The 13,883-nt window shown below is 58.8% G+C and carries 10 protein-coding genes; 8 read left to right on the top strand and 2 right to left on the bottom strand.

All coding sequences use genetic code 11. The annotated features are described in order from the left end of the window. The first annotated feature begins 227 nt into the window (after window positions 1-227). The 6 genes from C0560_RS04655 (at window position 228) to fbpC (ending at window position 8,036) form a co-directional block, all read left to right on the top strand. A complete protein-coding gene (locus C0560_RS04655) occupies window positions 228-857 on the top strand; it encodes a response regulator transcription factor (protein WP_100777483.1) in 630 nt (209 codons plus the stop codon). Further along, complete coding sequence (locus tag C0560_RS04650; protein ID WP_248859730.1) at window positions 857-2,398, top strand: MASE1 domain-containing protein; 1,542 nt, start codon at window positions 857-859, stop codon at window positions 2,396-2,398. Before C0560_RS04655 ends, C0560_RS04650 begins: the two co-directional genes overlap by 1 nt. An 85-nt stretch (window positions 2,399-2,483) precedes the next feature. Further along, window positions 2,484-3,785: an MFS transporter family glucose-6-phosphate receptor UhpC gene (gene uhpC / locus C0560_RS04645; RefSeq protein ID WP_123429411.1), complete on the top strand. Its 1,302-nt coding sequence runs from the start codon at window positions 2,484-2,486 to the stop codon at window positions 3,783-3,785. A gap of 12 nt (window positions 3,786-3,797) precedes the next feature. Continuing rightward, window positions 3,798-4,829 (top strand): ABC transporter substrate-binding protein, encoded by a 1,032-nt coding sequence (locus tag C0560_RS04640; RefSeq protein WP_100777486.1) that lies wholly within the window; start codon window positions 3,798-3,800, stop codon window positions 4,827-4,829. 77 nt (window positions 4,830-4,906) lie between these two features. Next, window positions 4,907-6,985: an iron ABC transporter permease gene (locus C0560_RS04635; RefSeq protein WP_100777487.1), complete on the top strand. Its 2,079-nt coding sequence runs from the start codon at window positions 4,907-4,909 to the stop codon at window positions 6,983-6,985. A 4-nt stretch (window positions 6,986-6,989) separates the two neighbouring features. Further along, on the top strand, window positions 6,990-8,036 hold the full coding sequence (gene fbpC, locus C0560_RS04630) for a ferric ABC transporter ATP-binding protein (protein WP_100777488.1): 1,047 nt from the start codon (window positions 6,990-6,992) through the stop codon (window positions 8,034-8,036). Window positions 8,037-8,114: 78 nt separating this feature from the next. Here fbpC and mmuM read toward each other — a convergent pair whose 3' ends face one another. After that, window positions 8,115-9,047, bottom strand: coding sequence for a homocysteine S-methyltransferase (gene mmuM / locus C0560_RS04625; RefSeq protein ID WP_248859729.1), 933 nt, complete (start codon window positions 9,045-9,047; stop codon window positions 8,115-8,117). After that, window positions 9,034-10,434 carry an S-methylmethionine permease gene (gene mmuP / locus C0560_RS04620; RefSeq protein ID WP_100777490.1) on the bottom strand — a complete coding sequence of 467 codons (1,401 nt, stop codon included), beginning with the start codon at window positions 10,432-10,434 and terminating at the stop codon, window positions 9,034-9,036. Before mmuP ends, mmuM begins: the two co-directional genes overlap by 14 nt. 432 nt (window positions 10,435-10,866) lie before the next feature. On the opposite strand from mmuP, the gene C0560_RS04615 reads away from it, so the two are divergent. Further along, window positions 10,867-11,976, top strand: coding sequence for an AI-2E family transporter (locus tag C0560_RS04615; RefSeq protein ID WP_100777491.1), 1,110 nt, complete (start codon window positions 10,867-10,869; stop codon window positions 11,974-11,976). A gap of 121 nt (window positions 11,977-12,097) precedes the next feature. Continuing rightward, window positions 12,098-13,882, top strand: a complete 1,785-nt coding sequence (locus tag C0560_RS04610) for a diguanylate cyclase (protein ID WP_248859727.1) — start codon at window positions 12,098-12,100, stop codon at window positions 13,880-13,882. The last annotated feature ends 1 nt before the right edge of the window (window position 13,883 follow it).

Below are 13,883 nucleotides of genomic sequence, written 5' to 3'. Positions count from 1 at the left end.
CGCGGGAATTTTGATAAAGGAATAAAAAAGAATCTGTAATTCCTAACAGTTTTTAGAAAAAAAGTGGCAAAGGATAGTGAATTTCGTGCAGATAGCATTCCGTCTGCACTGGCCGCCCGACGTCTTTATTGCAATTTTGTTACATTCATTCCATATCCGTGCGCACACGATTGCCAGCCGGGTGGCGACAGGCATCATAGAGCCAGTATTCAGCCAGGGTAGATGAAATGATCAAAGTGGTGCTGGTGGATGACCATGTGGTAGTGCGGTCGGGTTTTGCGCAGCTGTTAAATCTGGAGGACGACCTGGTGGTCGAAGGCCAGTACAGCAGTGCGGCTGACGCCTGGTCGGCGTTAACCCACAGCGAGATTGACGTCGCGGTGCTGGATGTCGCCATGCCCGATGAAAACGGGCTTAGCCTGCTCAAACGTCTGCGCCAGCAGCGCCCGACGTTTCGCGCCATCATTTTGAGCATCTATGACACACCCGCTTTCGTGCAAAGCGCGCTCGACGCCGGAGCCAGCGGGTATCTCACCAAGCGCTGCGGCCCGGAAGAGCTGGTGCAGGCGGTGCGCTCCGTCGGCATGGGCGGCCACTATCTCTGCGCCGACGCGGTCAAAGCCCTGCGTGGCGGCCAGCCGGTGTCGAAAGTGCTCGATGTCCTCACCCCGCGTGAGCGGGAGGTGTTCGACCTGCTGGTAAAAGGCGAAAGCGTCAAGGCCATCGCCTTTACCCTCGAGTTGAGCCATAAGACGGTTCACGTCCACCGCGCCAACGTGCTGGGAAAATTGCAGTGCAGCAGCACCATTGAGCTGGTGCATTTCGCTCTCGACAATCAGCTGCTGACGGGCCACTGATGCGGCGCTCCCTGCGGCACATTGTTCTCTCCCTGTTTATTATGCTGGCCTGGGGAACCGGCTGGCTGATGCTGTGGACGCTCAGTTTTTATCTCACTCACAACGGCCAGCAGGCGGTGCTTTTTCTGCCACAGGGCGTCTATCTGGCGCTGCTGATCCTCCTGTCGCGCCGTTTCTGGCCCGCCGTGGTATTGCCGACGCTCGCCGCCATTCTCTGGCTGCACAGTGAGCAGTTACTGACAAGCTATCTGATGCTGGCTGCGCCGCCCCTCGGGCTACTCAGTGCTTACGCGGTGCAACGCTACTGGCACCGTTTTCCCCTGTACTGGCAGCGACTGTCGCTGCTGATTGCGGCGGTGAGCGTCAACGCGCTGCTGCAAACCCTGTGCCTCGCACCGTTTCTGCAAAGCCCCGCCACGCTCCTGGGGCTGGCCTCTTTTACCGGCGGCGTGCTGCTGACACCGTTCGTCTATCTGGTGTTTGAGTTTTTACGCCAGCAGCATCGCTACCATCTTCTCGGGCTGGACACGACCAATCCGCCCTTGCGCACGTCGCTGATCATCTGGTGCAGCCTGTTTTTCATCATCGGGATCGGCACGCAGATGGTGCTCTCCCCCGCCCTGGAACGCCTGCTGCTGATTGTGGTGTTCCTGCCAAACGTGGTGATGGCGTGGAAATTCGGCTGGCAGGGCGGCGTGCTCTCCGGTCTGCTTGGCAGCATGATGATCACCATTGCCCGTCAGGTGGGCGTAGGGTTTACGGACCTGCTGGAACTGGAGATTTTTCTCGCCACCCAGTCCCTGCTTGGCATCGGGCTGGGGATCGCCATCAGCCGTCAGCAGCAATTGGCGCTGAATCTCGATCACTATCGCCGCAGGCTCGAAGCGGAGCTGCAGGCCCGTCGGGCGCTGACCGAAAAACTGATCCACACGGAAGAAGATACCCGCAAGCATCTGGCGCGCGAGCTACACGACGAAATCGGCCAGAACATCACGGCGATTCAGATCCAGTCCCAGTTAGTCAAACGCGCGGGAGATACCCCCCTGGCGGTGGAAGCCGCCGGTCAGATCAACGAGCTGGCGCGACGCATCCACCATTCGACCCGCCAGCTGTTGCGCCAGCTGCGTCCGCCGGTGCTGGATGAACTCTCGCTTCAGGAGGCGCTGCACCATCTGGTGAACGAATTCGCCTTTGCCGAGCGCGGCATCGACTGCCGTTTTGACTGGCAGCTGGCCGCCCCGCCGCAAAACGAGACCCTGGTCTTTACCCTCTATCGCCTGTTGCAGGAGTTGCTGAATAACGTCAGCAAACACGCAGACGCCAGCGAAGTGCGGATCGTCTTGCGCCAGCATCATGGCCGCCTGTTGCTGGAGGTCACGGACAACGGCAGCGGAATTGCACCGGACAATGCGCCCGGCTTTGGTATTCAGGGCATGCGCGAGCGCGTACACGCCCTGGGCGGTGAATTCACCCTTGAGTCGCAGGGCGGCACGCGCGTAATTGTTAACCTGCCCACAATTTTGCAACAAACACCGCACTAACCAGGAAAAAGTCTTAGTCACTCCAGACTTTCTCTCATCCCTTTTGTCTTGCACTTCCCTACAGTCAGCTCAAACGGAGAACGCCATGCACGCACTGTCTGCTGAACAGATTTCTCAACGCTATCGGGCCCTGCGCCCACGCTTGTTGCTGTGCATGGTGGTGGGCTACGCGGCGTTTTACCTGACGCGTAAAAGCGTCAATTACGTTCTGCCCGCCCTGCAGATGGATTTGGGACTGAGTAAAAGCGATATCGGGCTTATCGGGTCGCTGTTTTATCTGAGCTACGGTCTGTCGAAATTTGCCGCCGGACTGTGGCATGACCGCCACGGACAGCGGGCGTTTATGGGGATCGGCCTGCTGGCCACCGGGGTGCTGAACGTGCTGTTTACCTTCAGCGATTCGTTTGGCCTGCTCCTGTTCATCTGGACGTTGAACGGATTCTTTCAGGGATGGGGCTGGCCGCCCTGCGCGCGCCTGCTCACTCACTGGTATTCGCGCAACGAGCGCGGCTTCTGGTGGGGATGCTGGAATACCTCCATCAACATCGGTGGGGCGATTATTCCGCTGATATGTGCCTTTGCCGCCCATCTCTGGGGCTGGCAGGCGGCGATGCTGACACCGGGGATTATCAGCATTGTGCTCGGCATTTGGCTGACCACGCAACTGCGGGGGACACCGCAGGAAGAGGGTCTGCCAACGGTCGGGCAGTGGCGCAACGATCCGCTGGAGCTGCGCCAGGAGCAGCAAAGTCCGCCGATGGGTTTGTGGCAGATGTTACGCACCACCATGCTGCAAAACCCGATGATCTGGCTGCTCGGCGCCTCCTATGTGCTGGTCTATTTGATCCGCATCGCGCTGAACGACTGGGGGAACATCTGGCTGTCGGAAAGCCACGGCGTCAATCTGCTCAGCGCCAACGCGACGGTGATGCTGTTTGAGGTCGGCGGTTTGCTCGGCGCGCTGTTCGCCGGATGGGGCTCGGATCTGCTGTTCAGCGGGCAGCGTGCGCCGATGATTTTGCTCTTCACGCTGGGCCTGATGGTTTCTGTCGCCGCGCTGTGGCTGGCGCCGGTTCACCACTACGCCCTGCTGGCGATCTGTTTTTTTGCGGTCGGATTTTTTGTCTTTGGGCCGCAAATGCTGATTGGTCTTGCCGCCGTCGAATGCGGACACAAGCAGGCGGCAGGCTCAATAACCGGTTTTCTCGGCGTCTTTGCCTATATGGGGGCGTCGCTTGCCGGATGGCCGCTGTCACTGGTTATTGAACATTACGGCTGGTCGGGGATGTTCAGTTTGCTCTCCATCGCCGCCGTACTGATGGGTTTATTACTGATGCCGCTGCTGATGTCGGGCATCACCGCTTCTCGCAGTCACATAACGTCTTAAAAGGGCTGAATAATGAAAACAACGCTTCTCTCTACCCTCATTGCTTCCGGGATCGCGCTGGCTACCTTGACCGGTGCCGCACAGGCCAAAGGCCGTCTGGTGGTCTATTGCAGCGCCACCAACGAAATGTGCGAAGTCGAAACCAAAGCGTTCGGCGATAAGTACGACGTCAAAACCTCGTTTATCCGCAACGGCTCCGGCAGCACGCTGGCGAAAGTCGATGCCGAGAAGAAAAACCCGCAGGCAGACGTCTGGTACGGCGGCACGCTGGACCCTCAGTCTCAGGCCGGGGAAATGGGGCTGCTGCAGCCATACAAATCAAAAAATCTTGAGCAGATCATGGAGAAATTCCGCGATCCCGCCAAGGTGAAAGGCAACCTCTCCTCCGCCGTTTACGTCGGTATTTTGGGCTTTGGCGTCAACACCCAGCGCCTGAAAGAGAAAAACCTGCCGGTACCGAAGTGCTGGAAAGATCTGACCAAGCCGGAATACAAAGGCGAGATCCAGATCGCCGATCCGCAAAGCTCCGGCACCGCCTATACCGCGCTGGCAACCTTCGTGCAGCTGTGGGGCGAAGATCAGGCGTTCGACTATCTGAAACAGCTCAACGGCAATGTCTCCCAGTACACCAAATCCGGCATCGCCCCGGCGCGTAACGCCGCGCGCGGTGAAACGGCCATCGGCATTGGTTTCCTGCACGACTACTCGCTGGAAAAAGAACAGGGCGCACCGCTGGAGCTGATTTCGCCGTGCGAAGGCACCGGGTATGAGATCGGCGGTGTCAGCATTCTGAAAGGCGCGCGTAACGAAGAGAACGCGAAGCTGTTCGTGGACTGGGTGCTGTCAAAAGAGGCGCAGGAGCTGGCGTGGAAGAAAGGCAAATCCTACCAAATCCTGACCAACACCACCGCCGAGACGTCGCCGAACTCCCTGAAACTCGACGATCTGAAGCTGATTAGCTACGACATGGACAAGTACGGCTCAACGGATGTGCGCAAAGCGCTGATCAACAAATGGGTCAGCGACGTGAAGATGGGTAAATAAGCCCGCGATACGTGGTCAATGCCGGGTGGCGTCTGCGCGTGACCCGGCCAACATTTTCCTCAACACCCGGAAAACTTATGTCACACACACTCGCTCTTCATCCCGTCAAAAAACGGGATGCGGTATTCCTGTGGGTTTTAGTCGGCTGGCTGGCGTTTGCGCTGCTGCCGAGCTGGAGCCTCGATTACGGCCTGCTGGAGTCGACGCGCGAGGAGATTCTCGACGCCTACAGCTGGTCCCATTTCAATATCAGCTGGCTGTGGTATTTGCTGCCAAGCCTGCTGCTGGTGCGGCCGTTTAACGAAGCGAAGCGCGAGCAGCGCAGCCGCCACTATCTCGACGCCGGTTGGGCGCTGCTGTGCATGGCCTTTATCGTCGTCAGCGCTACGGTGGAAGGACGCGGGTTAGGCTTTGCCACCATTGTGCTGTTCGTTGCTCTCGGCGCGATTATGACTCTGGCGCTGACGCGTCTGGAATGGCTGGGCGGCGACCGCTTTGTGATTGGCTCGCTGATCACCATTGTGGCCCTGATCGGCATCTTTATCGTCTGGCCGAGCATCGCGATTTTCATTCCGATGTTCACCAACGACGCCGGGGAGTTCGCCCCGCTGGCCTTTATGAATGTGCTGTCGCAGGCGCACATCGTGCAGGTAATTATCAACTCCGTGCTGCTGTCGATTGCCGTCGGTATCGGCTGTACTTTCTTCGGGCTGGTGCTGGCGATCTACACCACCCGCATCGCGAAACGCAGCGCCATCATTGGCCGCATCTTCTCGATCCTGCCGATCGTCACCCCGCCGTTTGTGGTGGGTTTAGGCGTGACGCTGATGATGGGCCGCTCCGGCTACATCACCGAGCTGATGGTCGACTGGTTCGGCCTGACCAACACCAACTGGCTGTACGGTTTCACCGGTATCTGGCTGGCGCAGGTGCTGGCGTTTACCCCGATGGCCTTTATGATCCTCGACGGCGCGATCAAAACCATTCATCCCTCGCTGGAAGAGGCGTCCTATACGCTGCGCGCCAGCCGCTGGCAGACCTTTAACGGCGTCTTCGTGCCGCTGCTGAAACCGGCGCTCGCCAATGCGTTTCTGATCGTGATCGTCCAGTCGCTGGCCGACTTCAGTAACCCGCTGGTGCTCGGCGGTAACTTCGACGTATTAGCCACCCAAATCTACTTCTACATCACCGGCTCGCAGCTCGATTATCAGGCCGCCAGCACCCTCGGCGCGTTCCTGCTGGTCTTCTCCCTGCTGGTGTTCTGCATTCAGTACATGTGGATCGGCAAGCGCTCGTACGTCACGGTCTCCGGCAAATCTTACCGTGGCGACGTGCAGCCCCTGCCGGTGACGCTGGTGTGGAGCGTGGTCGCCCTGCTGACGGTGTGGATCGCCTTTAACGCCCTGCTTTACGGTAGCATTTTCTACGGCAGCTTTACGGTCAACTGGGGCGTGGATTACACCCTGACGCTCGATAACTTTATCAAGCTGTTCGGCCAGGGCATGAGCGACGGCGCATGGCCTTCACTGCTCGATACCCTGCTCTACGCAGGGATCGCCGCGCCGATCACCGCCGGTTTTGGTCTGCTGATCGCCTGGGTCGTCGTGCGCCAGCAGTTCAAAGGCAAAAAGACCATCGAATTCACCACCATGCTGTGCTTCGCAGTGCCGGGTACCGTGGCGGGTGTGTCGTACATTCTGGCCTTTAACAGCGCCCCGGTTTACCTCACCGGCACCGCGGCGATTGTGATTATTTCGATGGTGATGCGTAACGTGCCGGTCGGCATTCGCGCCGGGATTGCGGGCTTAGGGCAGATCGACAAATCGCTCGATGAGGCCTCTCTTAGCCTGCGTGCGGGCTCCCTGCGCACCATCACCCACATTCTGCTGCCGCTGTTGCGCCCGGCGATTCTTTCGGCGCTGATCTACAGCTTCGTGCGTGCCATTACTACCGTCAGCGCCATTGTGTTCCTCGTCACGCCCGACACCCGCGTGGCCACGGCCTACATTCTGAACCGCGTGGAAGACGGCGAATACGGCGTGGCGATTGCCTACGGCTCAATCCTGATTGTGGTCATGCTGGCGATCATTTTCCTCTTTGACTGGCTGATCGGTGAGGCGCGTACCTCCCGTTCCAAAGCTAAAAACCAGGCGTAAAACTATGACTCAGAAACATTTCGTTGAACTGCGCAATGTCACCAAGCGCTTCGGGAATAATACCGTTATCGAGAACATCAACCTGGCGATCCCGCAGGGACAGATGGTGACGCTCCTCGGCCCGTCCGGCTGTGGGAAAACCACCGTCCTGCGCCTGGTCGCCGGGCTGGAAAAGCCGACTGAAGGGCAGATTCTGATTGATGGCGAGGATGTGACTCATCGCTCCATCCAGCAGCGTGATATCTGCATGGTGTTCCAGTCTTACGCCCTGTTTCCGCATATGTCGCTGGGTGAGAACGTCGGCTACGGCCTGAAAATGCTCGGCGTGTCGCGCGCGGAAACCAAAGCGCGGGTGAAAGAGGCGCTGGCGATGGTCGATCTGGAAGGATTTGAAGATCGCTATGTCGATCAGATCTCCGGCGGCCAGCAGCAGCGCGTGGCCCTCGCGCGCGCGCTGATCCTCAAACCGAAAGTGCTGCTGTTTGATGAGCCGCTGAGTAACCTCGACGCCAACCTGCGCCGCAGTATGCGCGACAAAATTCGCGAGCTGCAAAAGCAGTTCAACATCACTTCACTCTACGTCACGCACGATCAGAGCGAGGCGTTTGCGGTGTCGGACACGGTGCTGGTAATGAACAAAGGCAATATTATGCAGATCGGTTCGCCGCAGGATCTCTATCGCCAGCCCGCGTCGCGTTTTATGGCGAGCTTTATGGGCGACGCAAACCTGTTCCCGGCCCGCTTCAGCGACGATTACGTGGAGATCCACGGCTATCGTCTGCCGCGCCCGATGCACTTTGCGCGTGAAGGTTCCGGCTCCGTCGGCGTGCGCCCGGAAGCCATCACCCTGAGCGAACGCGGAGACGACAGCCAGCGCTGTACTATTCGTCACGTCGCCTACATGGGGCCGCAGTACGAGGTAATTGTGGAGTGGCACGGGCAGGAGATTTTGCTGCAGGTTAACGCCACGCGTCTGCAGCCCAACGAAGGCGACCATTACTACCTGGAGATCCACCCGTACGGCATGTTTGTGCTGGCAGACGCGGCGTGAGTTTGCCCGGCGGCGTTACGCGTGCCGGGCATTCGGGTTTTACAGGCCGGGTCAGGCGAAGCCGCCGCCCGGCGATGCTTAGCGCAGAGCCTTAAGCTCAGCAATATCCTTCGGCGTGGTGCGACAGCACCCGCCAATCAGCTTCGCCCCTGCCGCAATCCACTGCGGCAGGTACCCCGCCAGCGTTTCACAGGCTTCGCCGTGATGGTGCCAGGTTTTGCTCACCGCGTCGTAGTGCTCACCGGAATTCGGATAGACCACCAGCGGTAGATCCGTCAGCGTGTGCAGATGCTGAAGCGCCGCCGTGGTGTTTTCCAGCGCAATACAGTTTATCCCCAGCGCCACAATCTGCGGATTATCCGCCAGCGCAGCCACTACCTCCCGCAGCAGCGTGCCGTCGCTCAGATGCTCGCTGTCGCGCAGGGTAAACGAGAACCACGCTTTCGCGCGGGGATAGCTTTCCAGCAGCGCCGCCAGCGCGGCGATCTCCGCAAAAGAGGGGAGCGTTTCGCAGGCCAGCAGATCGGCCCCCGCATCGAGCAGGGCTTCTACCCGCGAACGGTGAAAATCGGTAAACGCCGCAGCACTTCGGACGTAATCCCCGCGATATTCAGAGCCGTCCGCCAGAAACGCGCCGTAAGGCCCCACGGAACCGGCCACCAGCAGCGTGCCCGCCTGCGGGTTTTCCGCCAGACAGGCTTCACGCGCCTTGCGCGCCAGCTCCACGCTTTTGCCGATCAGCGCGCGGGATTGCGCTTCATCGTAGCCGCGTGCGGCAAACCCTTCTGCCGTCGCCTGATAGCTGGCGGTGATCGCCACCTGCGCGCCGGCGCGGAAATAATCGAGATGCACTTCGCGGATCAGCTCCGGGTTCTCCACCAGCACTTTGGCGGACCATAGGCTGTCGGCAAGGTGACAACCGCGCGCTTCCAGTTCCGTCGCCATCGCTCCGTCCAGCACGATAAAGGGCTGTGTTTCTAGGAGGGAGGTAAGCGGATTATTCTGCGACATGTTCAGGCTCCTGGGTTTTTGAGGTTTGAGTCAGGTAGTAGGCACCATAACACAGGGCGACAAACGGCAGCCCGCAGTAAAGGGCAATACGCTGGGTCGGATCAAACGCCAGCCCGACGCAGGCCACCAGGCACAGCACAAAACCCAGCACCGGAACCAGCGGATACCACGGCGCGCGATACTGCAGATCGCCCAGCGTTTTTCCGGCCTGAAGATGGCGACGGCGGAACATAAAGTGCGACGCGCAGATGCTGATCCACACCGCCACCACCGCAAAACCTGAAATAGCCGAGAGCGCGACAAACACCGTATCCGGCGCGATGACGCTGGAGAACAGCGCCAGAACGCCGCCCAGCATACTCACGGAGATTGCCGTCAGCGGGACGCCGTTTTTATTGACCTGCGCAAAGCAGCGCGGCAGCGTTTTTTCATTGGAAAGTGACCACAACATGCGCCCCGACGCATACAGCCCGGAGTTGGCCGCCGAGAGGATCGCCGTCAGGATCACGAAGTTAAAAATATCCGCCGCATAGGGAATGCCGACTTTCTCGAACACCAGCACGAACGGGCTTTTTTCAACGCCAGCCTGCTGCATGGGGATCAGCGCCGCCAGCACAAACACGGTGCCGATAAAGAAAATGATTAACCGCGCGATGGTGGTGCGGATCGCCACCGGAATCACTTTATGCGGGTTCTGCGTTTCGCCCGCCGCGATACCGATAAGCTCCGTCCCTGAAAAGGCAAAGTTGACCGCCACCATCGTCATCAGGATCGGCAGACCGCCATGCGGGAACCAGCCTTCTGCGGTGATATTCGCCAGCCCCGGCGCGGGTGAGCCGTCCTGCATCGGGATAAAACCAAAAATTGCCGCCCCGCCCAGAATGATAAAGGCGATGATGGTGATCACTTTGACCAGCGAGAACCAGAATTCCCCTTCGGCGAAAAAGCGCGTGGAGATGACGTTGAGGGCAAAAATGACGGCGCAGAAGACCACGCACCAGATCCATACCGGAACCTGCGGGAACCAGTACTGCATACAGAATCCTGCGGCGGTAAAGCTCGAACCGAGGGCGACCGTCCAGGTGAGCCAGTAGAGCCACGCCACCGTATACCCTGTCGCCGGGCCGAGGTAGCGCGCCGCATAAACGTGAAACGCGCCGGTTTCCGGCATCGCCACGGAGAGTTCCCCCAGGCACTGCATCACCAGCCATACCACCAGCGCGCCGATGAGATACGCCAGCAGCGTCCCGGCGGCACCGGTGGTGGAGATGATGTAACCCGTGTTGAAAAACAACCCTGTCCCAATCACGCCACCCAGCGAAAGCATAATCAGGTGGCGGGTTTTCATGGTGCGCTTTAGCTGCCCATTTTCTTGTTCTGTTTGCATATTACCTTCTAAACGTATGGACATCTAAACATCCAAAGAAGGTTTGTTATACCGTGATTGTTAACAAAAAGCTAGCCATGAACCAGCCGCAGCCGGGCGCGGCGCGCGCTGAGACGAGGGTGATGAGTGAGAATGACGTAGAGAATCGGTCGCCAGGCCATAAGCACCTCCACAGAGCAGATACTTACAGCATGGCGCGGGGCGCTGACTTCTTCGGTCAGTCGAAAGTGGTAACGTTCTAAGGCGAGTTCACACATAAAGGTGTTGCCACATGCGGCCCGCATCTCATCAAACGCGTGATGCGCGGGCGGTTTGCCGGGTGCACGGCGTTTTCCCGACCGGCGGGTGTTAAGGTGATCTCCGTAACAAAATTGGTAATTCCCTCAAAGGGTTCTATAGTCGACTCTGTTTCTTAGCCACCAGGACTCGCTAATGCGCTTTAACGGACTGACTAAAGGTTTTTTCATTCTTATTCTCGCCATTGTTTCAGTGGCGTTCTTCGATATCCTCGCCCCCTACTTTTCCGCCGTGTTATGGGCGTCAATCCTGGCGGTCATTTTCCATCCGGTGAAAAACAAACTGCGCGGATGGGTGGGTGAACGTAACGGTGTGGCGTCGCTGCTGACGCTGCTGGTGATCTGCCTGATCGTCTTTACGCCGCTGATCGTGATCCTGTCGTCGCTGGCCATCGAGCTAAACGTGGTTTACACCAAGCTCCAACATACCAATCCGCAGTTTCCGGAGGTGGTGGCGAGCCTGTTTTCACACCTGCCGGACTGGGCGCGGAACTTCCTCGTCGAACACAACCTGGATAACGCCAGCCAGATCCAGCAAAAGCTGTCAGATGTGGCGCTGAAAGGCGGTCAATATCTGGCGGGCAGCGCCTTCTTAATCGGCAAAGGGACGTTTGGCTTTGCGATTAGCTTTGGTGTGATGATCTATTTGCTGTTTTTCCTGCTCAAAGACGGGCCTTATCTGGTGCGCCAGATCCTCGATTCGCTGCCGCTGTCCGATTTTGTTAAACAGCATCTGTTCGCCAAATTCGCCGCCGTCTCGCGTGCCACCGTTAAAGGCACCGCCGTGGTGGCCGTGGTTCAGGGGATTCTGGGCGGGATCGCCTTTTACATTGCCGGTATCGACGGCAGCGTCCTGTGGGGCGCGCTGATGGCCTTCCTCTCCCTCATTCCAGCCGTCGGCTCGGCCATTATCTGGGTGCCCGCCGCCATCTTCCTGTTCGCCACGCAGCAGCTGTGGCAGGGGTTCTTTATCGTCGGCTTCTTCGTGATTATCGTCGGGCTGGTGGATAACATCCTGCGTCCGCTGCTGGTCGGGAAAGACACCAAAATGCCGGACTATTTAATCCTGATCTCTACCCTGGGCGGGATGGAGATTTACGGCATCAACGGATTTGTCATCGGGCCGCTGGTCGCCGCGCTGTTTATCGCCTGCTGGAATTTGCTCTCCGGGCGCGACCACGCGGGGAACGTCGACGAAATCGACGAGGCGTTCATCGAAGAGGGGAAAAATCCTCCCGATTTGTGAAAGCGTGACGATAAATAACAGACTGGCGGCCACGGGCCGCCATTTTTTTGTCACGCCAAATCAGGCGTTTCCTATAATTTCAAGAACGCTATCCCACTAACGGCTGAAAAGGATCCAACAGGTGCGAATTGCCACCATAACCAACTGGGCCTACGGCGTCACGGTGTGTCTGACTCTCGCTTCCGGCGTGGTCATGCTGCTGGCCTCAAATGCCGATAACGCCGAGCGACAGGCCGTTGAACAGCGCCAGATATTTGATCAGTTGAGCGAAGAGGTCGAAACGGATGCCTGGGCGCTGTCGGATTTGGCACGCCTGTATGTCATCAATAAAGATCCCGATGCCCTGAAGGACTATCAGCAAAAAGATCAGTCCCGTAAGCCCATTGAGCACCGGCTCTCCCGACTCAAAGATAACGGCGCGACCGGCGAAGAGCTGGCGCTGCTGCATGAAGGGTTACAGGTGGTCGATGAGTTGCAGGATGAGCAGCAGGCGGCGCTCGCCAGCATGGCGCGCGGCGATGAGAGACAGGCCGTGATTCTGCTCTACAGTAAGCCCTACGAGCAGGAGCTGGAGCGGGTGCAGAATCAGATCGACCATTTCCGCCTGATGCTGGATCGCCGCGCCCACAACGCCGTGGAAGAGGCGACAAAAAAGTCCCGCATTCTGCGCACCCTGTCAGAAGTGATGGTCGGCCTGACCGCCCTGCTCTTTTTGTTTGTAATGGGCTTTATTTTAAAGCGCCGCGTGCTGCGCCCGGTGGTGCGTCTGAGCGATGTCGTGCATCGCCTCGCGTCGCAGGATTACGCGGTGGAGACGCCAAACTTTAGCCAGATCGATGAGATCGGCGATATGGCCCAGGCGATCCGCATTTTCCGCGAGAACGGCCTGGTGCGGCAGCAGCTGGAAAAAGAGCGCGACGCGGACTGGGCAATTCGCGAACTGCTGGCGCGTATGACGCAGCGGCTGCAGGGCTGTGAGAATTTCACCGACGTGATTAACGTCGCCCAGCTGTTTGCGCCGAATATCGCGCCGGGCATTAGCGGGCAGCTGTATATCCTCGATCGCGATCCGTGGCAGATGCGCTGTGTCGCCCAGTGGCTGACGCCTGAGGAGAAACATCCCCCCTTCCATCCTGATGATTGCTGGGCCGTGCGTCGCGGCCAGAGCCATCCGCCGGTCAACGGTGAGCCGGATATCGCCTGCTATCACCTGCCGGAATCGGCGGCGGATCGGTCGCTCTGCGTGCCGCTGATCGCTCAGGGCGAGGCCATCGGTTTGCTCTCGTTCCAGAACATCACTCCGGAAACCGCCTCGTCACGCGCCTATCTTGAGCTGATGGCCGAAGCGCTCGGGCTGGCGCTCGCCAACCAGCGTCTGCGCGACGCCCTGCTGGAAAAAGCGCTCTACGATCCCTTAACTGGCCTGCGTAACCGCCATCACCTCGAAGATAAAATGCAGACGCTGATGAGCCAGGCAATGCGCAACAACGAGCCGTTGAGCTGCCTGATGATCGACATCGATCACTTCAAAAGTATTAACGATCGCTTTGGCCACGAGGCAGGCGATCAGGTGATTAAAAGCGTGGCGGCGATTGTGCAGCGTGCGGTGCATGACAACGGCATCGCCTTCCGTTACGGCGGCGAAGAGTTTCTGGCGCTGCTGACGGACACGGGAGAAGAAGGTGCTCACGCCTGCGCCACGGAGATTTACGAAGGCGTGCGCGCCCTGGCGCTGCGCTACGGTCTGGCGGAGATTGGCCCGGTCGATGTGTCGATCGGCATCGCCAGCTATCCGCAGCACGCCCAGAGCGACAACCTGCTGCGTGCGGCAGACGTGGCGCTGTATCGCGCCAAAGAGCTGGGGAGATCGCGGATTGTGAGCTTTGGGATGCTGGAGGCGGGGTGAG

The organism is Lelliottia sp. AC1 (genome assembly GCF_023278595.1).
Classification (GTDB): domain Bacteria; phylum Pseudomonadota; class Gammaproteobacteria; order Enterobacterales; family Enterobacteriaceae; genus Enterobacter; species Enterobacter nimipressuralis.
This window is presented reverse-complemented; position numbering and strand designations above follow the sequence as displayed.

Bases quoted from the DNA above. Each gene is read 5' to 3' on its own strand.
- C0560_RS04615 (WP_100777491.1), top strand. From the start codon at position 10,867: ATGCGCTTTAACGGACTGACTAAAGGTTTTTTCATTCTTATTCTCGCC.
- C0560_RS04640 (WP_100777486.1), top strand. From the start codon at position 3,798: ATGAAAACAACGCTTCTCTCTACCCTCATTGCTTCCGGGATCGCGCTG.
- uhpC (WP_123429411.1), top strand. From the start codon at position 2,484: ATGCACGCACTGTCTGCTGAACAGATTTCTCAACGCTATCGGGCCCTG.
- fbpC (WP_100777488.1), top strand. From the start codon at position 6,990: ATGACTCAGAAACATTTCGTTGAACTGCGCAATGTCACCAAGCGCTTC.
- C0560_RS04655 (WP_100777483.1), top strand. From the start codon at position 228: ATGATCAAAGTGGTGCTGGTGGATGACCATGTGGTAGTGCGGTCGGGT.
- C0560_RS04635 (WP_100777487.1), top strand. From the start codon at position 4,907: ATGTCACACACACTCGCTCTTCATCCCGTCAAAAAACGGGATGCGGTA.
- mmuP (WP_100777490.1), bottom strand. From the start codon at position 10,434: ATGCAAACAGAACAAGAAAATGGGCAGCTAAAGCGCACCATGAAAACC.
- mmuM (WP_248859729.1), bottom strand. From the start codon at position 9,047: ATGTCGCAGAATAATCCGCTTACCTCCCTCCTAGAAACACAGCCCTTT.
- C0560_RS04650 (WP_248859730.1), top strand. From the start codon at position 857: ATGCGGCGCTCCCTGCGGCACATTGTTCTCTCCCTGTTTATTATGCTG.